Below are 21,229 nucleotides of genomic sequence, written 5' to 3' on the forward strand. Positions count from 1 at the left end.
GGTGTGTGTGGAGCACTAGTGATGTTGGTGAATAATCCTGCGATGCGCAATTTACTGCCCACCTTCCAGTGGAAACCACTGCTGGTGATATTTTTGCCAGTGAATACACAAAGCTTGAGCAAAGACTCGCTCGTGACTGAGTGACTGGCATGCGAGCTGGGAGGTAAGTGACTGATAAATAACAGATCGAAAAAGTGGCATGGTCACTGCTAAAGGGTTTGGTCGAGTGCTAACTCATTTAACCAACCTAATTTAGGAGCATACACATGCCAACTCCATGTTATATCAGCATCGAAGGAAAAACTCAGGGCAATATCACTGCCGGTGCCTTCACCTCCGACTCCGTCGGCAACATCTTCGTACAAGGTCACGAAGACGAGATGCTGGTACAAGAGTTCCAACACGTAGTGACCGTGCCGACTGACCCGCAATCCGGTCAGCCTGCCGGTCAGCGTGTCCACAAGCCGTTCAAGTTCACCGTTGCGCTGAACAAAGCCGTGCCGCTGATGTACAACTCGCTGGCCTCCGGTGAAATGCTGCCGAAAGTGACCCTTAAGTGGTACCGTACCTCCGTCGAGGGCAAGCAGGAGCACTTCTTCTCTACCGTGCTGACCGATGCCACCATCGTCGACATCGACTGCCAGATGCCGCACTGCCAGGATCCGGCAAAGTCTGACTTCACCCAGCTGATCCAGGTCTCTCTGGCCTACCGCAAAATCGATTGGGAGCACACCGTTGCCGGCACTTCTGGTGCAGATGACTGGCGTGCGCCGATCGAGGCCTAAGCTTCGCTTTCTTATCTTGCTATTCCTTGTAAGTAATCTCGTATGTTGTGGCCGGTCTACACCGGCCTTTTATCCCATATTTCTCCAGACAGTCTTGGGCTGCCGGAGTCTTTATGTTTTGCCATCCCTCTGCCTAATAAGTCGGCGTCCAGTTGGTGAATGCGGAGTGATGGCAAAGCAATAAGGGGTGTTCTGTTATGCAGACACAAACAACGTATTACCCGTCATGTTACTTATCTTTGGTGACTGCTTGTGTACCGGAGAGGGCGGTAGCGTGGCGTTTTGACAGGTTTCTGGTGCAGTTTCGAAAGGTGATAGGGAGATATCATGGCTAATCAAACCGGATTGCAATTCACCGTTAAGGTGGGTGCGCTGCCTGCTACCACTTTTGTTGTGGCAAGTTTTACGCTGAATGAGGCGTTAAGCGATCCGTTCATCCTTTCACTGCAATTGGCTAGTAGTCAGCCGGATATCGACTTCGGTGCGGTACTGGATCAACCTTGTGAGTTGCTGGTGTGGTACGAGGGTGAGTTGCAGCGGCGTGTGAACGGTGTGGTGAGTCAGTTCGAACAAGGCGACAGCGGTTTTCGCCGAACGCGCTACAGCATGGAAGTCAAACCTGCGCTGTGGCGATTGGGTCTGCGTCATAATGCCCGTATTTTCCAGGCCCAAAAGCCGGAAGAGATCATCGGCGCCCTGCTACAAGAGCACGGCATTACCGACTACGCCTTTGCACTCAAGCATACTCATGTGCAGCGGGAGTACTGCGTACAGTACCGGGAATCTGACCTTGAATTCATTAATCGCCTCGCCGCAGAAGAGGGGATGTTCTACTTTCATGAGTTTGAAGCTGGCAAGCATCGTCTCGTGTTCGCAGATGATGCTGCTGCGCTCACCAATGGGCCTGCGCTCTTCTTCAATTTGGGCAATCGCTCACTAGAGCAAGGGCCTTACATTCGTCAGTTCCACTATCGAGAAGCAGTGCGTCAGGCTGAAGTTGAACTCAAGGATTACAGCTTCAAGACCCCGGCCTATGCCTTGTCCCACAAGAAGATGGGGGCCGAGCTGGAACATCAGCGCGATACCTACCAGCACTTCGACTACCCTGGGCGCTTCAAGCAAGACCCCAGTGGTAAATCCTTCACCCAATACCGGCTTGATGCACTGCGCAGGGATGCCATGGCAAGCCGAGGCCAATCAAACTGTGCGGCGCTGTTGCCGGGCCAGACTTTTGCATTGAGTGAGCACCCAAATGCAGCGTTGAATACCGATTGGCAAATCGTCAGCATTGTTCATACCGGCAAGCAGCCTCAAGCACTGGAAGAAGAAGGCGGCGATGGTGCGACAACGGTGACCAATGAGTTCTCGGTTGTTAAAGCGCTGCAAACCTGGCGACCGCTCTTACCACATAAACCCATGGTTGATGGGCCTCAAATTGCCACTGTCGTGGGACCTTCTGGTGAAGAGATTTATTGCGACAAATATGGCCGGATTAAGCTGCAGTTCCCATGGGATCGCTATGGTGCCAGCAACGACCAGAGCTCCTGTTGGGTGCGTGTTAGCCAAGGTTGGGCGGGTGGCCAATATGGCATGATGGCGGTACCGCGTATCGGTCACGAAGTGATTGTTAGCTTCCTCGAGGGGGATCCGGATCAGCCTATCGTGACAGGTCGTACTTATCACGCCACCAACCAAACCCCCTATGTCTTGCCCGAACATAAAACACGAACACTGCTGCGAACCGACACACATAAGGGCCAAGGCTTCAACGAGCTGCGTTTTGAAGATGAAGCATCGAGAGAGCAGATTTACATTCATGCCCAAAAGGACATGGACGTCGTCATCAACCACATTCATCGTCAAAGTGTGGGACTGGATCAGCACCTGACGGTCAATCAGGATCAGTTCCAGCGAGTAGACCGTCACAGTCATCGCACGGTAGCTCAAGATGATTTTGAGCAAATTGGGCAGGATCATCACCAACTGATTGGCCGCCATTTTGTGCAAAAAGTCATGGCCTCATTCAAGCGCTTCATTGGTGGGGGAGAGATCACTCATCTGGATGGTAGCCGCCAGACCTCTATTTCTGGTGGAGAAGAGTTGGTCGTAGGGGCACATCAGCGAGTGGTGGTTGGCACAGACAGCTATCTCAAAGCCACCGATATTGTGCTGGAGGCGGGGCAAGCACTGACCATCAAAGGGCCCGGTGGTTTTATCAAGCTTGATGGCTCTGGGGTAACCATCTCGGGTAATGTGGTCAAGATCAACGATGGTGGCTCACCTGGCGCCGGCACTGCGCCGGTCGCAATAGAACCAGAAGCACCCAACAAGCCCACCCTGCCGGACGCGCCGGATCGTCGCTAAGGAGCCGATATGCCAAGTGCTGCTCGATTAGGTGATAGCTGCGCCGGTCATGGTTGTTTCCCAGCGACCCCCATCATTGCAGGTAGTGGTGATGTCATCATTAATGGCAAGCCTGCTGCACGTAAAGGTGATGCTGTGTTGCTCCATGCCTGCCCCTGTCCCAACATGCCCCATGGAATTCACAGTCGCGCCATCTCCGGTGGCTCCGGCAATGTGTTTATCAACGGTAAGGCGGCGGCAAGGGTGGGGGATGCCATCGGCTGTGGCGGTTCTGTTGCAGCAGGCAGTGGCAATGTGATCATTGGGGATAGCCCCTATCAATCCCCTGCCAAGAGCTGCGCCGAGCAAGCCGCCAAAAAGCGGCTGCCACTGTTGGCGCTCTCTCCCATGCTTGTGCCATGGCAAACGCTGCTTGAGTGGGCTGCTCCTGTTGCCCTGCCAGAGGTGGAAAAAACATTAACAGAAGCACAGCGCAAGCTGCGCTATCAGGCGCGTAAGCAATTATCTGAGCGTGCCGGCAAGGTGCCAGGGCTTGCGGATGCTGGTAAACGGCTTGGTTTTAACAATGACAGTATTTTGCGGGCAGAGGCTGCTAAGTACGTCTACGAGGTTGATGAATTCAATCGTGGTGTAAAAGATAAATTATCTGCATCCCCGGTGGGACTCCAGCTGGTTGATGCTAAAAAAATACCAGGCTTGGAAAAGGCTGTCTTTACCAGTAAAGAGAGCGGATTTGGGGCGGCTTTGTTTAAGTCGTCCATTAACAACGAGACCATGCTTACCTATCGGGGCACGAATAATAAAGTGACCGGTAAAATGGACTGGATGACAAACATTGCTCAGGGGGGAGGGGCTGAAACGACCCAATATAATCAGGCAATGTATCTGGCACAGCAAGTGAAACGTACAGTCGCTTCTCCCTCCTCACCACTGGTTGTGGTGGGTCACTCGCTGGCTGGTGGAGAGGCTTCTGCGGGGGTTGGCGTCACTGGTTTGCCTGGTTATACCTTCAATGCTGCCGGACTACATGCCAATACAGTCAGCCGCAAAGGTGGTCTGCCACTGGATAAGATAAGTGAATTGATCACAACTCAAGCTGTCGACGGTGAAATACTTACTCTGTTACAGGGGGCGGGAAAACTGGCGGTCCCCACCCTGTTTGCCGGGATCGGTGGTGCATTCGGAGGCTCTAGTGGTGCGGCAATTGGTGGGGCCTTGGGGGGCATGGTGTTAGCTGGGGGCGCGCTGCCTTCCGCTGCAGGTAAGATGTTACCCTTGCCCTCGCAAGGTGGAAACCCCGTCGCTCGCCACGGCATGGAGCAAGTGATTGCCGGTATTGAAGCACAGAAGAGTGAGGATATTGGTACCATTACCAGCAAGCTTGGAGGAGCAAAATGATATGGTTATCTCGTTTGAAAGTACTTTGCGTAGGAATACTAGGGTTAGTATCGGCATGTCATGTAGGGGGAAGTAAAATGCAGGCCAGTGAATTTTTCCCTGCCCCTGTGGTCAGTGTGCTGGAAGCTATCCTGCGTGGTGATGAAACGACTGCACGTAGGTTAATTGAACAAGATGTTGACCTCAATATTCGAGATACAGAGCCTCCGGGAGCAACCCCATTGCTGTGGCTAGTCTATGAGACTAAAAATGAAAAAGCCGTTCAACTGGCCTTGAAATTGGGCGCCGACCCTAATTTTAAGGATGGTATGGGGGGCAATGGTGTTTCTCGGGTTACAGGGTTCAAAAATTCGGTATGGTTAAAAATGATGCTGGACGCAGGAGGGGATCCTAACTCCTTGAACGCTGATGAGCAACCAGCCATATTCAATGCAATTGGAGAGGCTCATTGGGACAATATCAAGTTATTAGTTGAACGTGGTGCAGACCTAAACTTAACCGATGGTCCTGGCAGTAATAGTGCACTGTATGGTGCATATATTAATCAGTATGAAGTTGTTTATTGGCTGTTGCAGCATGGTGCAGATTATAAAATGAGGGACAGCGGTGGTTCTGATTTGGCCTTCTCGGTGGAAGATAGCCTGTCATTAATGGATAAGTCTTCCCCTCAATACCCTTGGGCGATTAAGGTAAAACAGTTTTTAGTTGATAAAGGCGTTAAATTTCCACCACTAACACCTGCAGAAGTGCGTGAGCGTTGGGCTCGCGGAGAAAAAGTGTAGTGATGTGAGGCAGTGGTCTGGGAATACTAGACCACTGCCTCACCATAACAACATGTTGCTCTGTTAATCACGTCCATCGTGCTCTGCTGTCACGCTAGTCGGCACTTTTAACGCAATACTGTAGGCGTGTGCTAATAAGCTTAATACGTCCTGTTAATGCAAAAATTAGATAGGCATTTCGATGTCGTTACCTATATTCGATATAGTCAGGGATGAGACATCCAATCTATATGTCGTCATTGATATAAGTCGGTTTGATGGTGGCGTTGATTACTGGAAGTCGTTTCATCATAGATGTTCTGAGGATTGTCGCCTATTGTCCAATGAATATAATTTACAGTGCTATCCAGGTTCTGAGTTACTGCTGCTCTTTATCGAAGAAGGTGCAGCAACGGAAAGTCTGCTGTTGTGGCTGTTGTCTCATGAACGTTACCCTGAGGTGGGTATTGTGCTGCTGACGACAACAGCCGGCATCGATGAGGTTCGGCAAGCTTGCATTGCTCGCCATGCCTGTATTTACCCGGATGGACGACATGTCTTTTTCCCCTTTCACGAACCCACCCTGCTAAAGACATGGCTAGCAATGGCTGACTTGCCAACAAGGCAGCAGTTTGAATCGCCATTTCTGGCGATGTATGTACCTGAGGTGGTCGATGCAAGTTATTCAACGTTGCAATTTGAATGTCTCGGAGAGTCAACCTCGTATACCAACCTGCCTTCAAAAGGGTATGAGAACAGACTGAGTGCCGAGAGTTATCGAGTGCTGACAAATCAGGCTCGCTATCAATATTTGGCCAGGACCCTGTTTATCCGAGCCAGCGAGTATTATCCCTTTGAGTTGAGTATTGAGTGGCTGGAACGACGCTTTATCAGCGGTATTGCGTTGGCAAGGAAGTTATATCCCTCTGCATCGGAGGATGAGAGGGAGTCCTGGTCGGCGCATCGCTGGATTATAGGTTCAGATTATTATCGGCACCCTCAGTTTATTAAATTGGTTTCTCACTATTCGTTATCGATGGCCATTAAAAAATTCAAGATGGATGCAGCGCTGGTCAGTGATTCACGGGCCCATTTCCATCGACGTGAATGGCTGTTTGGTCTGGTAGACGATAAAGGAGCGTAAGGCGTGAACGCAAGCAAGGTGATGATATCTGGCAAGCATCAGGATGATGACTGGCAACAGCTGCTCGATGGGCAAGGCCTGTTTATGTTTGCCGAAGCGGCCATCAACGAGGCTGTGCCTAGCCTGGCAGAAAAATGGGGCGGTAGCCTTGAGCAAACCAGACTGTATTGGGGGGCGACGGGAAAGCTGCATAGCACTATCTCCCCCTATCTCATCCCTGTTCATCGACAAAATTGGCCAGAGCTTCAGCGCCTTGTCACCCATCAACCCGGATGGGGCCTGATGTTTCAGCTCGACTGGTTCATGCTGGCGTATACGCCGTTTCAGCAGTTGCAAGCATTGCTGGCACATCTGCGGCAGTGGTCCTGGATAGATACACCTGAACATGAGACCGCCATATTGCGGCTCAGTGACTGGCAGGTGGCCAAGCCCCTCTTGATGGCAAGCTCTCCTGCCGAAGCCACTGCACTGTTTGGCCCTATCGCCAAGTTTATCGATGTGTTACCGGAGGACGGTTGTGAATATCTCCAGCTCATTGAACGGGTTGAACATGACCTCGCTGGGCGTGCTCCGCAACAGTTATCACCCGCACAGTGGACTGCATTGAACTCGCTGTCAGATCGAGTTGCACACGATGAGTATGTCGCGCATATCCAGGCACATCATCAAGTGGTTAAGGGGTGGCAACCAGAGCAATTGTTCTCTTTCGTCAAAGAGGGTGAGCGAGAGGCTATCTCCAATGGATTCAAAAACCAGCAGGATGTTATTCGCTTCTTGAGTTTAAAACTGGAAATGCCAGCGGGCTTTATGGCGCTTCCTTGGGCAAAAAAAATAATGGATGACCCAACCGAATTGGTAGGACAACAGAATCGCATGGATAGGTTGTTTGAACAGGCGCTTCACGAATTGGATAAAGGATAGGTTGAGGGACTCATGAGTAAGAATAAAACAGCAAGCCTGATGTCCAGCGATGAGGCTGCCAAAAACAACTTTTCGACCGATAACATCATTTCTGGCGGTTGCGTAAAGTGTGGCTGTGAAGTCATCATCCATTATCATTATGACGATGGAAAGCCGGTCCCTAATGCCCCTTTTGTACTGACAGACAGTAATAAGAAAGAGATCAGTGGCAAGACGGATAAAAATGGGCTCTGTAAGATAAAAGACATGGGCTGTGGTCCTTTTGAGTTGCTAATGGAAGAGGGGAGTGATGAATTCAAACCCCAAGAAACCTTGCAAAACAACCCAGTCTTTCAATCCAATCCCGCCCATGCAGCATTGGCCGCTGAATATTTCACGCTGTTTCTTATTCTGCGTCAGCAAGGATTGATTGAGTATGATGCCTCTGACAGTGACGCAGATGAGGTGGATGTTGATGATGTCGGCATGCTCGGTGGAATTTTCAATAGTGTCCCGGATAAGTACAACCAGGCTTACAAGCGTTTTTGGGCGCTGGATAAAAAAATTAACAAGGGCAGCCGCGAGCTAAAAGTGGCGGTCAACAAGATACACCACAGTCTCGCTGCCGAGCTGGGTGATAAGGCCAGCAGCAATGAAGCGGTACTCTTGGTGTGTGAAGTACTGCTGGGTTTTGTTCCTGTGGTCGGCCAGGTCATCGACTTGTATGCGATTGGTGAGTGGGGTTACGTCTCCTACAAGGAGCCGGCAAAGCTGGATGACAATCTGCACTTGGCGGGAGGAGTCCTGTGTTTGATAGGGGTTATCCCCGGCTTTGGTGATGCCATCAAGGTCAGTGGCAAGGCCATTATAAAGGCATTGAAACTGGGCGATAGGAAGTCAATTCAGTTTGCCATCAAGACTATTCGCAGTCTGTCTAATGGCAACTTGATTAAAGGGCTGACGGAGCTACGTTCCCAGATAACGACATATGGTCAAAAAGCCAAAGCCATCTTGCTGCAGGTGATTGCGGCGTTGAAGAAAATGCTGATAGACCCGGCAAGCAACCGCTGGCTGATTGCCATGATGAAGGAGCAAATTACCGGGATTATCCACGCGCTGGAGAAACTCTCTGCAAAATACGACTCAGCACTTGCCTATATAGCTGCAAAATTTGATGAATTTATTGGCAAGGTGGTCACCCGTGTTACCGGCTCACCACGGGCTAAAGGGCGTGCTGAACTGCCAGAGGGCGTTAATGCTGGTCGCAACAAGGGGGATGGTGATCTCGATAAACCACCCACCGAAACAACTCAAGCTGGGCAGGCAGATGGCAATAACTGCGCCTCCACAAAAACGTGCCAAGGGAAAGGTGAGCCGGTTGATATGGCCACCGGTTTCGTGTTCGAACGCAGGGAGGATTGGCGCCTGGTCAGCCTGTTGCCTGTCGGATTGACTCGTTACTACCGCTCGGGCGGGCAGCGCCGTCCCGGCATCCTGGGTACCCTCTGGCGCACGGAATGGGACATGTCGCTGGAGCTACAAGAGGGCATGGTTGTCTTCACCGATGGTGAATTTAACCAAGCCTTCTTTACCCTGCCTGATGAGGGGGAGTGGGCGCAAAGCCTCTCTAACCCTGAGTGGCGGCTGACCCGTACCGAAGGTCTGTTGCAACTGCATCATTTGGATGGTCGTCGTTATGGGTTCGAGCATGCCCGTGGTCCCCACCTCTACCTGACGTCCATGAGCGATGCCTGTGGCAACACCATGCGCTGGGTATGGGAACGGGGACGGTTGGTACGCGTACTGCTAGCCGATGGCCGCTACATTCGAGTCAGCCATCAGGGGCGCAATGTCAGGGCGCTCACCCTGGTGACGTCGGAAGTTGACCCTCCGCGCCTGCTCTCACGTTATGAGTACGGTGCCAATGGCGAGCTGCTTGAGGTGCGGGCCGGTGCCGGGCGCAGCTTTGATTATCAATATTCACCGCAAGGGTGGCTTACTCGCTGGAGCGACCTGGCCCAGACTTGGGTCGAGCACGAATACGATGCGCAGGGGCGCTGTCTGGCCAACCGCTGCGCCGACAACTATTGGAATGGCCACTTCCGTTATGACGATGCCAACCTGACCAGTTACTACCACAGTGGTTTTGGTGGCGTTACCGCCTATGTGAGGGATGAGCGTAACAACATCCTGCTGCGCCGTGAGCCGGATGGTGGTGAGACTCGCTTTGAGTGGGTGAACAATCAGTTGGCGGCACTAGTCAATCCGCTGGACCAGCGTACCGAGTTTGAGCGTAACGAATGGGGGCAAGTCACCCAGGTTATTCTGCCCGATGGCACAACTCACCGTTATGGTTACGATGAGGCGGGCAGGCTGCAGGCCTATATCGACCCGCTCGGCCAACCTTGGCAATACAGCTATAACTCTTTGGGTCAGCTTGAGACGGTGACTAATCCTTTGGGGCAAACCTGGGGTCATGAATACACCCCTCAGGGACTGCTTGCGGCCATAACTGACCCGAGCGGGCTGCGCAGCCAGTGGCAATATAGCCCACGTGGCTTGCTGGCCCGCTACGAGCCAGCAGTGGGTGCGCCCTGGCGCTTTGACTACGACCCGCAGGACCGTTTGGTTGCCCGTTATCAGCAGAGCGACCAACAGCCCTTGGTACGCCGTTGGGAATATCGCCATAACGAGCAACAGCCCAGCAAGGTCATTTATGAAGATGGCACAGAGAGCCGCTTCGATTACGATATCGAGGGCAATCTGGTGCGACTGACCGATGCCTTGGGTCAGCAACATCAACTTGCCTATAGTGCCTTTGACAACCTCCAAAGCGTGACCGACCCACTGGGTGCTACCACCCGCTATCACTACAATGCCGAGAGCGAGTTTGCCGGCGTCACCAACAGCCAAGGGCGCAACTGGCGGTATGAATTTGACCACTGCGGCCGAGTGTCCAGAGAGGTGCATTACGATGGTCGCAGCTATGACTACCGTTACGATATGGCTGGACAGTTTGTCTTGCGTCGTGCGCCGGATAGCGCCGAGCTGCACTATCACTACGATGCGTTGGGGCGATTGAGCCGAGTTGAAGCGTTGCGTGAGCATGGCGAGCGCGAGGGAGAGACTCATTTTGCCTATGACGCTGCCGGTCGTTTGCTGCGGGCCAGCAACGCCGATGCGGTGGTGGAATACGAGTGGGATGCGCTGGGGCGGGTGGTGTGCGAGCGCGTCAATGGCGAGACGATAGAGAGCCGTTATGGTGAGGCTGGACAGCGTGAGGCTATAACCGGCTTGCTGGTACCACTAGGTCTGGATTGGGAGCAAGGGCGGCTGGCCCAGCTCACCGTGGGTAGCAAACAACCCCTGCACTTTGCACACGACCAGCAAGGACGTGAACAGGTGCGCCAGAGCGAGGCCGGCTTTGCCCTGACACAAGGGTGGAGCGCCACCGGGCTCTTGCTCTCTCAGTCCTTGGTACCTGCCACAGGCACAGTGCCCGATACCTTGTCGCGCCACTATCAATATGATGCCCTTGACCGCCTGGTTGGGATCAAGGACAGCCACTGGGGCGAACAGGGCTGGAAGTTAAATGGCAATGGCCAGGTGGTGGCCGAGCGCAGCAAGCGCGGCCACGAGCGTCAGGCCCGGCTATTTGGCTATGATAGCGAGCTGAACCTCTGCGAGCTCTCCCATATCCTGCCAAGTGATGAGCAGCCGTTATCCAGCAAGCAAGCACAGGCCGAGCCGCTGCGTCAGTATGACGAAGCGGGCCGAGTCAGCCAGGTTGGGCAAAATCAGTACCGCTATGACAAATGCGGTCGCCTCAGTGAAAAAGTGGTATCACGGCCCGGCTTTCGGCCCCAGACCTCGCAATTTCAATGGGATGCCCACGACCGCTTGCAGCGGGTAATGCTGCCTGATGGCAGTCGCTGGCGTTACCGCTACGACCCCTTTGGTCGGCGTATCGGCAAGGAGAGGGAAGGTCAGGTAAGCCAACTCACCGCTATCACCCGTGTCCATTACCGCTGGGACGGTGACCAGTTGGTACAGCAACAAAGTTACCAAGCTGATGGCAACGCCGCCCGGCAGGTGCAGTGGGTGTATGAGCCGGGGAGCTTCAGGCCACTGGCCCAGTGGGAAGCCGGTGAACAGGATGGGCGTCTGCACTATATCGTGACTGACGTAGCGGGCACTGCTAGAGAGCTGTGCAGTGAAGAGGGAAATATTGTCTGGCGGGGTGAACAGCTGCTGTGGGGTAACCATCGCGCTGATGCGATACCACAACAGCTTAGACGTTTCCTGGGAGATGCGGCGAACGAAGAAATCTACTGCGAGCTGCGCTATCAGGGTCAGCTATATGACCAGGAGACGGGTCTCTACTACAACCGTCATCGTTACTTTGACCCGGAGTTGGGGCAGTATATCTCATCAGATCCGATAGGATTTGCTGGGGGGCTGAGGCCACAAGGGTATGTGCATAACCCGCTAGAATGGGTGGATCCTTATGGGTTATCAAAGTATTCTGGTGTTGATTTTTCTGGTTCTGATGCTCTTTATCAAGGTGGTACAAACACTGTTAAAATACAAATGTCTGGCGGTAGATATGGTGATTTTAAAGCTGCCAATGATATTGCAGGTTTTAAAAGTTCCGCTGGAAATGCAACCGGTAAGTCTCATCCAGATGGATATACTTGGCATCATTTAGATGACTATGATCCAGCTACCAACACATCAACAATGCAGCTTGTTAAGACAGATGCACATGAAGCATCATTCCCTCACTCAGGCTCTGTTAGTCAGTTTGAAAAAGAGCATGGTGTGAAATATGAATCGAAAGAAGCAAAGGGCGTTGCTAAAGGATTAAATGACAAGCAACCTAAAAAAGCATGCAGCTAGGACCTTTGGGAGGTATTTATGGATGCTATAGGGTTTTATGAGGATGATGAGGGGATCTGCTGTGATGTTCTCCTAGAATGTTTCGGAAGTGAACCAATTCAAATTATCAACCTTGAGTGCTACGAGCTTGATGAGAAGTTCAAAGAAGAGGTTAGGTGCATTTATGAGAATCAATTAGATATATATCGAAGTGTGATTGCCGGTGTTATTAAGTATGTGCGTAAAAAGTATAAGTCTGATAATAATAACTTCAAGTTAATGAAAATCTATACATCTCACGACGTTGAGAGAGTGTTCGGGTTGTTATTTAGCTGGGATGGGGACACAGAGCATGGCATTGGCGTGAGAGTAAGAAACGATGGTGTTGTTATTGATGTTGGACCTGCGGAAACATCATTTATATAGCTTGATATATATAGGTTGGTATGAAAGGTTACTAGCCCTAACTCTGACACGTTGACAAGGATGATTAACTTTATACGAGGCTGATCTCATCGTTTAGTAATTTAACCACCTGACAGGCAAGGCTAATGGCCAGGGAAGGCGCCGCATCAGCTTTGTGCCCATCAGGTGGCTGCGTAGCATAACGGATCAACCCGCAAGACAGCAGTACCTCACCCGTAACTTTTTCACTCTGCGAAGATTTTCTCCATGACACACCGAGCCTTATGGCTGGCGCTGGCAACCAGCATACTTGCAGCCTGTACTTCCACTACGTCACTCACTGACGCTGAGTTATCTCAAGCAGCAAAGCAAGGGGATGGCCGAGCTCAATATGAGCTGGCTAAACGTCTGGCAAACCAGCCCGATTACCCCAACGCCATGCACTGGATGCAGCAAGCGGCAGAGCAGCCGGGCCCTTTGGCCGCCGATCAGCAGATCCGTGCCAGCGCCGCGTGGCAAGTGGGTGACTGGTACCAAGCAGGGCTCGGTGAGCCCAAAAGTCCGGTGCTTGCTACACAGTGGTGGCAGCGCTCGGCTCGCCTTGGCAACACCAATGCCAGCTATCGGTTGGGGCTGATGTGCCAGGAGCAGCATCAGGGCAAACTGGCGAGCGAATGTCTCGACTGGTTCGAGCAGGCCGCCAAGCGAGATCATGCCGACGCTCAATTGGTGCTGGCCAGCTGGTACAGTCAACAACCGGGGGCTGATGCGGATGCCATCAAATGGCTAGAACGTGCTGCCGAGCAGGGTAACCGTGATGCCCAGTACCTGCTGGGTGAGCGATATGCGCAAGGTAAAGGGGTTGCTAAACGACCAGATCTTGCCCAACGCTGGAATGACAAGGCTGCTGCCCAGCAGCAACCGGACGCTTTGTTACTACAAGCCAAACAGGCCGCCCTCGCCAATGCTTTCGCGGCCTATCAACGAGCAGCCAATGCGGGCTCTGCCGAAGCTGAACTCTGGCTAGGTATGGCTTATCTGGCAGGGAAACAGGTTCCCACAGACCCCGCTTTGGGGCGTTACTGGCTGGAACTGGCAGCCGGACACGGCTCCCATGAAGCCGAGTACCAACTGAGCTTGCAGCAGGTAGACCAGGAGCAGCAGCTCCACTGGTTAACGCGGGCTGCCGACGGTGGTGTCACCAAAGCATGGTTTGAGCTGGCGGAGCTACAGCATAAGCAAGGGACACTGGAACAAGCGAGAGCCAGCTATGCCAAGGCTGCCCAACAAGGACACACTGCAGCGCAGTACACCTACGGTGAAATGCTGCGTCTGGGACAGGGTGGCAAAGAGGATTACGCACAGGCACTCAAACAGTATCGCCTAGCGGCCCAGCAGGGTGACCGCCAGGCCCAATACCGAATGGGGGCATTGCGTGAGGAAGGCTTGGGGGCCCCGCGTAACCGAGTTCATGCCTATGCTTGGCTGTCACTGGCGGCAACAGAGGGGATGCCTGAAGCAGTACGGGCTCGTGACGAGCTGGAGGCTGTAATGACCAAGCCAGAAGTACAGCAGGCTCAAAAACTGTCGGAGCATTGGTTTCAGTCATCAAAAAACAAAAGAGAAAGGGGATGACTATATATCCCCTGTCTGTTCTTGTATTAACACTCACTGAAAAACCTCAATTCGCCACATTCCTTGCAGGCGATATGTATGTTATTTCCAGTCATTACGGGAATGATTTCATGAGAGTTACATGCTGTACAATGCAACAAGTTAGGCTCGTGTGCAGTAAAATATTTCTTCTTGATATCTTCTTCCCAGTATGGGGTTAGTGGCTTGTAAAATCCAGCATCCTTAGCATTAAGTATTTGCTCGTAAAGGATAATACTTAATGCTGAGCGAGGTAGGATGGGATTTCTTGGGGGATTGGATATTGACCATGATTTTATCTTGGCTCTCTCTGCTTTTTTAAGCATTTCACCAGGGATGCTGTTTGTAGCATGTCTTCTACCCTTCGAGAGTCCACTATTGTAAAACTCAATAGCATTGTCTATTGCTAGCTTTGCAAGATGACGAATCTCACTTACTGAAAAGTCATTTAGCATGGCAACAATACCCTTTCTCGTGCTGGTGCTAGGTGGTTCAGTAAGTTGGTCATGTTTTTCTATCGCCGCACTTATATTCATCATGGCCTCTTCAGTGGCTATTTTGAAGATCAAGTCATGTATCTCTATAGACCACTCTGGCTTGATTCTACCATATATGACATCTTGAACGATTTGGTCTCGCAATACTGTTAAATTAGCTTTTTTAATTGTATCTAAGGTGACGTTTACCACCCAAGATACACTCTCAAAATTGAAAGTGTTGAAGTTGTCTAGCTCATGGAAGAAGCAGGTTGGTGTATCAGGATTAACCAGTAATATCTTCCTATGAAAAAGTGATGTCAAGCATTCAACTCCCATACTACGACTTGGCATAAATGGCTTGCTATTAGATGTTTTATTCAGTGGGTGAAAAGTTTGCTCGGTATCAATGTGCCCAGCTTCAATAAGGGCAAGGATAAACAGTTTCTCCGAAAAGCTTAACTGTGAGTAAGGATAAGCAGGATATGAATTAGTTGAATATTTTTCAGAGATAATAGCTCTATTCATAGTTGCTTTATTTCTGCTTTGTGCTTTTTTAAGTTATTGCATTGGGTGCATGTGCATAATTCATTTCTGTTGTTATCTTTATCTGCGTACTCTACATGTTGACATTCTATGCATATTGCAGAAGGCTGATTATAGTAGTGTGTATTCTTTCTTCTTACCTCACGATACATCTGTTCTTTACAGTGAGGGCAAGTAAAAGTACTCGCTATACATAATGGTAAAATTTTCGAGAGCTTGTTTGGTGTGGTTTTGATATTGTAATCACTTATCAGTTGAGCACACTTCTCCCCCGCCTCATATCGGGCTGATAGTTCATCTATCTGTGCTGCAGATAGGTGGGTTAGTTCTTCTCTTATTTTTAGTAACGGCCTATTAGAACTCATCATTAATGCCCCTATTCGAAAGTTCACTTATTTTACATAAAAATTTAAAACTACCAAAGCTGAGCACGGACGGTGATGTTCTGTTTGGTGACTTGATATCGATTACAGGCTGTGGCAAAGAAGAGAATGGATGTAGATACTGGCGTAATACTGGTTTGTCATATGGCATAAGGAATGAAGAGGGGTTTGTAATACTACGCATGCCCATTTTTTGTCATGCCTGATGGACTACAGTAACGATATGGTCAGGCTGTCTGAGCTCTACCCTGGCAAGTTGGCATCATCAGTCAGAGCAAGCTAAAAAAAGAACATAGAAGGAAGCGGCCCATCAGGGCCGCTTTCTTCTTATTCTGTTGGTAAATTATCAGCCACAAACTCTGCCCAGGCATCCATCATCGGACGTCGCTGATCCAGCAAGTCTGTGCGGTGGTATGCAGCTTCGACCTTGTTCTGCACTGTGTGGGCTAACGCTCGTTCAGCGAGATCTCGCGCATAGCCTTGCTCGCTGCACCAGTCCCGAAAGCTGGAACGAAAGCCATGGGCAGTTGCCATTCTGCCAGGAGTACAGCTCTCCGCTTTAGCTCTTCTCAGAAACATCGTCAGCACTGTGTCTGAGAGTGGTACTTGGTCTCTGGGAGAAGGGAATACCAATTCGTCATGTAATCCCCTTAACCCCTTCAGGAGCTCGACAGCACGAAGAGATAACGGAACACGATGTTGTTGCTTGGCTTTCATGCGCTCGGCCGGTAGGGTCCAGATCTTTGCTTCCAAGTCTACTTCTGACCACCTCATGGCTCTGACTTCACCTGAGCGGCAAGCGGTCAGGATCAAGAACTCCAGCATTGAGCGGGTTACATCGTATTGTTGCTCCGTTCTTAGGTGCTTTTGCACAAATGCAGGGATATCACGCCAAGGCATTGCAGGCTGGTGTTCTACCCGTACAGACTTGCTGGGTTGTGCCGGTAGTAAGTGACCCACCACATCTACTGGGTTTGCGGAGGTATAGCCATGGGCCCATGCCCAAGCCATGACTGCGTGTAAACGCTGTTTAACACGGCTTGCCGTTTCTGGGATCGTCAGCCATATCGGTTGCAGGACTGAAGCGATATGAGCTGGGGTTATCGTATCAATGGAGATAGCACCAATGGCAGGAAAGGCATATTGCTCCAATGTGGTGATCCATTGTTTCCCGTGCTTGGGGTTCTTCCAGCCTGGTAGCAAGCTTTCGTAGACCAATCTGGCAGATGCTTCCAACGTCGGGATTTTCGGCTTGTTCTGCTCCTGCAGCCGAACCTCTAGCGGATCCAGATTATTCGCCAGTTGTTCCCGCATTGCCTGTGCGTCTCGAGCTGCGTCAGCGATGGAGATCTCGGGGTAAGTTCCTAGGCCAGCATTACGTCGTTTCTTCGTCAGTGGGCTGACATAGCGGAATACCCACTTACCTCTTCCTTTGACGGTTGAGGGGTGTAGCGTCAACCCTGTAACACCACCGTGGGCAAGGGGTTTATCTTCAGGCTTGATGCTACGAGCTTTGGTATCGGTGAGGATTGCCATCAGGTAACCTCCTTGGGAATTGAATATGCCACGCAGTATGCCACCAAGCATGCGCAGTGGTAATATGTGATTGGGATGGATTGGACAGGTGTTGGGTGCAAGATACTGATAGATAGCGATTTATCTTGCTGCTTCAGAATGGATTGGACTGGATTGCGGCGGGCACCTCCTCCGCCATCTATATAGCCCATCTCATGGATTGAGATGGGCTTTTTTGTATCCGTAATTTTTGGCATATCACTGAGTACGCCATCGCCTATTGGCTGCACTTCTCATCAATCGCACAGCGTTGGACAAGCTCCAGTCCCATTCTTCTCGTGAGAGTGTAAAACGTGAGAGTGTAAAAATCCGTGTAAGTGGCGTCCGGACCAACCTGTTGAAAGGGAGGTGGTTTCCTAAATCAGACATCAGGGCACAACTTTCCCCGTTCCAGGTAACAGTTACATTTGTTGGCTCTTACCGGCAGACCAAGGGCGTTCAGTTTGTTTATCGTGCTGACATGTCCCATCAGGTCCCCTAACCTGACCGTTGTATGTTCGCAGAGTAATTTTGCCTGCCATCAACTGTTTGAACCGGGACATAGCCGTCTGCGCCAGCGAACGACTGTGATACCCCGATATTTTCTTCCGGTATGTCAGCCCTTCCTTTCGCATCACCAACACCGCTTCATTTCTTGGGTGTCCCTTCTTCCATAGCCCAGCGTTCTTGCGAGGTGGCATACCGAACAGATAGCCGACGAAGAGCATCTTGAAGAGGATGATGCGGGCGATGGCGGGGCTAGTATTGTCTGGCAATAGCAGTGGCGGACTTCGTTGCGAATCAAGTCAAAGGAGATGCACTTATCGATTGGTAGTCTTGGGGAAAGAGCTCATAGTTCGTGACCATTTCGATTTCACGTTGCTTGGGAGTTGGTTATTTGAACCGGCTTCTATGCATTAATTGACCATGCAGGTATTAGATAAAACCCCTGAATCGGCGTTCAGGGGTTTGTAATCAGTCTGAAGCTGCACTAGCTGTCTCTTCTTCAGGCAGCGTTTGTTTTACACGTAATCCGGGGTGGCGTTGTCAAGATAGGGACTTATATCTACCTCGTCGATAAGCTCAGGGTTCATATACCTCTCGGCATAGTGCAGATAGACCCCGGAGCTGAGAAAGAGGGCAAACAGTTCGGGATCAATATGGCGATCCTTTTGCATGAATCCCATGATGCGGATCGCTTCCGAGAGAGGCTTGGCTTTCTTGTAGGGGCGATCGCCGGCAGTCAGTGCTTCGAAGATATCGGCGATGGCCATCATGCGAGCGGGGATACTCATCTCGTCCCGTTTCAGCCGCTTGGGATAACCAGTGCCATCCATCTTCTCGTGGTGTCCCCCTGCTATTTCCGGAACCTGTTTCAGGTTGGCGGGGAAGGGGAGTTTTTCGAGCATGATGATGGTCTGGATCATGTGCTCATTGATCTTGTAGCGCTCCTCTTCGGTGAGGGTGCCCCGGCGGATGGAGAGGTTGTAGAGCTCGCCCCGGTTATAGAGGTATTCGGGGGTATTGACCTGAAATCCCCAGGGGTTGTCGGGGGCAAAGCGCTCACGGTTGCTGCGGGTGAAAAGGTGATCCTGGCGATCTGCCAGCAGGGGTTCGGTGACCGGCAAGGGTGAGTCTGCTTCACGCCGTTTACGCGCCAGTTCATCCTGGGATATGCCTAGCCGATCGGAGAGCGTGCGCTGCCAAGTACGGCCCGCGATCTGTTGCAGTCGCGCAATATCTTCTGTGGCCATGAATTCCCCGCCCTCATTGCAGCGTGCGATGAAGGCAAACTCCTCATCCAGCTGCTGCCACTGTTTTTCTAGCGCCGCGCTCAATGTGGGCTCGTCACCTCCATTGAAACGATCCTGCCAGTAGGCGATCTCGGCATCACGTTTCAGCACCTCAACGCGCATACGGACCTCGTGAATACGATCGCACAAGGTCTCGAGTTTGGTGGCTTTGTCGACAACAAACTCCGGGGTGGTGACTTTGCCGCAATCGTGCAGCCAGGCCGCGATATGGATGGCTTCCCACTGTTTCTCATTGAGCGAGAAGTGCTGGAATGGCCCTTCTTGTGCTTGGCATGCGGCCTCCGCCAGCATCTTGGTCAGCTCGGGTACTCGTTGGCAGTGACCACCGGTATAGGGGCTTTTTGCGTCAATTGCCCCTGCGATCAGCTGGATAAAGGCTTCCAGCAGGTTGCGTTGCTCTTCCAGCAGGCGTTGGGTCGTCAGGGCAACTGCTGCGGTAGAGGAGATCGCTTTCACAAACGCCATGCGCTGCGGGGTTAGCGCTTTATTGCGCTCATCGATAAGCAGCACCATGGCGCCGAGCAACTGCCCATCGCGGTTTTTCAGCGCAATCGGCCAGAAGGTCAGTGGTATGCCGGTCTCATCAATGTAAGGGAACAGGATCTGCAGTTCGCTGGCGATTAATGCAGCGGGTTTCAGATCCAGCCCTTGCAGGGTCTGGAACAGCGGATGCTTTGGCTGATTGAGGGGACCAATGCTATGGGTGGGCAACTGTTCCAGAACCTCGCCATTCCAGCACAACCCAGCCAGCTCCAGCGTCTTGTTGTTGCTATCGGAGAGATAGATCATACAGCCCGTCGCCCCGGTGAGTTGCTGCATTTCGGTGAGCAGTCGCACCAGTAAGCGCGGGAAGCTGGTCTCGCTTGAGAGTGATGTGGAAAGATGCAGAAAACGTTGAATCGTCGATTTCATGTTACCCATGGCATGGGAGAGATCGATGATTTCAGCAATATATGTGTTGACTCTGACCGGTTCATCGAAGTCAAAGTGGGCAATTTTTCTGGCCTCTTGCGTCAGTGCATCAATGGGCCTAGCAGCGGTTCTTGCCAGAAAAATAGCGGAGATGATGGCAAGGATCAGGAAGATCCCCGACAAGAGGAAGGTTTCATTGCGCATGGTGATAGCTGTGACCAGCAGTTCATCGACAGGGGCAGTGATCCACAGCGATAGTTTGGTTCCATCCGATTCCGGAAGATCAACTCGCATACCCTGCCAATCACGCTCTTTTGATTGAAATGTCAGCCGGTCGGTATGCTGTATTCTGCTGGCGTCCATCAGGTGCTGAAGCATGGGCAGATCAGCTTCTGTGACCTTGGCCAGGCGATAGGTGGCATTCTCACCGTGTATGATCATCCCCCCTCGATGACTGGTCACCAACTCCCCCTGCTCATTGACAATAGCCAGCCGCATATTGGGAGTGATCATGGCTGATTTGAGTAAACGTTCGATGGATCGCAGGCTCAAATCCACCCCGACGACGCCAGCCCCGTTTTGCATCGGTTTGGCAAAACTCAGGTTTATCTCCTGGGTATCTATCGAGATATAGGGGGGCGTTTGCACCAGACGTCTTGCCTGCTCGGCCTGAATAAACCAGGGACGCTCTCTGGCATCAAATGCCAGCCCTGATACTTGTTTGTGCTCAATGATGGCGAGATCGTCGGTCAGTGCGAAGATATCAGTGAGGGTGGTTGCATTCTGGTGCCGAATGCTTTTCACAATCCAGCGTGTATTGACTGGGGGGGCTAGGTGCTGCACATCGGTGTCGGCAGGCCAGCGCATAAGCCAAAACATGTCGCCGTTGTGGTAACCGGCATAAACCCCATTGGCAGAGGGCTGCCCTTTTAGCAGACTCGCCATATACGGGAGGTTGGCCATGCGCTCGCTCAGGGTATTGGCGTCGGTCAGGTGCTGCTGCGCGAGCATATTGACGCTCAGTGCCGCTGGGCGAAACAGTCCTTCCAGCTCCTGAGTCGTTAGTTGACCGATCAGGCTGAATCGATCTTCCGCCTCTTTCATCAGCATGACTTTGGTTTGTCGGTATTGGTGGCTGAGGGTGATCAGGGCGAATACCAGCAACAAGCCCAGAAATAGATGGGCAATATGGACATACAAGGGGATAACGCGGCGAAAGAGATTCATGTTATCACCTGAATGTCGGGGGGGGGGGG

Annotated in this window: 12 protein-coding genes and 1 pseudogene; 9 read left to right on the plus strand and 4 right to left on the minus strand. The window is 51.6% G+C overall.

The window, feature by feature from the left end; all coding sequences use genetic code 11:
- The first annotated feature begins 266 nt into the window (after window positions 1-266).
- The 9 genes from hcp1 (at window position 267) to BN1128_RS02675 (ending at window position 14,270) form a co-directional block, all read left to right on the plus strand.
- Complete coding sequence (hcp1, locus tag BN1128_RS02635; protein ID WP_010634822.1) at window positions 267-785, plus strand: type VI secretion system effector Hcp1; 519 nt, start codon at window positions 267-269, stop codon at window positions 783-785.
- 327 nt (window positions 786-1,112) lie between these two features.
- Window positions 1,113-3,149 (plus strand): type VI secretion system Vgr family protein, encoded by a 2,037-nt coding sequence (locus BN1128_RS02640; protein ID WP_042866120.1) that lies wholly within the window; start codon window positions 1,113-1,115, stop codon window positions 3,147-3,149.
- 9 nt (window positions 3,150-3,158) lie between these two features.
- Window positions 3,159-4,547, plus strand: a complete 1,389-nt coding sequence (locus BN1128_RS02645; protein ID WP_042866121.1) for a PAAR domain-containing protein — start codon at window positions 3,159-3,161, stop codon at window positions 4,545-4,547.
- Between the two features lie 77 nt (window positions 4,548-4,624).
- Window positions 4,625-5,329: an ankyrin repeat domain-containing protein gene (locus BN1128_RS02650; protein ID WP_042866122.1), complete on the plus strand. Its 705-nt coding sequence runs from the start codon at window positions 4,625-4,627 to the stop codon at window positions 5,327-5,329.
- Between the two features lie 316 nt (window positions 5,330-5,645).
- Window positions 5,646-6,452 carry a DUF4123 domain-containing protein gene (locus BN1128_RS24035; protein WP_052445481.1) on the plus strand — a complete coding sequence of 269 codons (807 nt, stop codon included), beginning with the start codon at window positions 5,646-5,648 and terminating at the stop codon, window positions 6,450-6,452.
- Between the two features lie 3 nt (window positions 6,453-6,455).
- Window positions 6,456-7,373, plus strand: a complete 918-nt coding sequence (locus tag BN1128_RS02660) for a DUF4123 domain-containing protein (RefSeq protein WP_042866123.1) — start codon at window positions 6,456-6,458, stop codon at window positions 7,371-7,373.
- Between the two features lie 12 nt (window positions 7,374-7,385).
- A complete protein-coding gene (locus BN1128_RS02665) occupies window positions 7,386-12,251 on the plus strand; it encodes an RHS repeat-associated core domain-containing protein (RefSeq protein WP_082030338.1) in 4,866 nt (1,621 codons plus the stop codon).
- Between the two features lie 18 nt (window positions 12,252-12,269).
- Window positions 12,270-12,656 carry a hypothetical protein gene (locus BN1128_RS02670; RefSeq protein ID WP_042866124.1) on the plus strand — a complete coding sequence of 129 codons (387 nt, stop codon included), beginning with the start codon at window positions 12,270-12,272 and terminating at the stop codon, window positions 12,654-12,656.
- A 246-nt stretch (window positions 12,657-12,902) separates the two neighbouring features.
- Window positions 12,903-14,270, plus strand: coding sequence for a tetratricopeptide repeat protein (locus BN1128_RS02675; RefSeq protein WP_042866125.1), 1,368 nt, complete (start codon window positions 12,903-12,905; stop codon window positions 14,268-14,270).
- A gap of 26 nt (window positions 14,271-14,296) precedes the next feature.
- Here BN1128_RS02675 and BN1128_RS25155 read toward each other — a convergent pair whose 3' ends face one another.
- From BN1128_RS25155 to BN1128_RS02690, 4 genes and pseudogenes are all read right to left on the minus strand, one after another.
- Window positions 14,297-15,292 carry a hypothetical protein gene (locus BN1128_RS25155; RefSeq protein ID WP_156140084.1) on the minus strand — a complete coding sequence of 332 codons (996 nt, stop codon included), beginning with the start codon at window positions 15,290-15,292 and terminating at the stop codon, window positions 14,297-14,299.
- Between the two features lie 728 nt (window positions 15,293-16,020).
- Window positions 16,021-17,229, minus strand: a complete 1,209-nt coding sequence (locus BN1128_RS02680; protein ID WP_042866126.1) for a tyrosine-type recombinase/integrase — start codon at window positions 17,227-17,229, stop codon at window positions 16,021-16,023.
- Window positions 17,230-17,629: 400 nt separating this feature from the next.
- Window positions 17,630-17,948 (minus strand): annotated as a pseudogene (locus tag BN1128_RS02685) (hypothetical protein); the annotation flags it as partial.
- 321 nt (window positions 17,949-18,269) lie between these two features.
- Window positions 18,270-21,200: an HD domain-containing phosphohydrolase gene (locus BN1128_RS02690; protein ID WP_042866128.1), complete on the minus strand. Its 2,931-nt coding sequence runs from the start codon at window positions 21,198-21,200 to the stop codon at window positions 18,270-18,272.
- Window positions 21,201-21,229 lie beyond the last annotated feature (29 nt).

The sequence above is a fragment of the Aeromonas piscicola genome (genome assembly GCF_000820005.1).
In the GTDB taxonomy this organism is placed as follows: Bacteria; Pseudomonadota; Gammaproteobacteria; order Enterobacterales; family Aeromonadaceae; genus Aeromonas; species Aeromonas piscicola.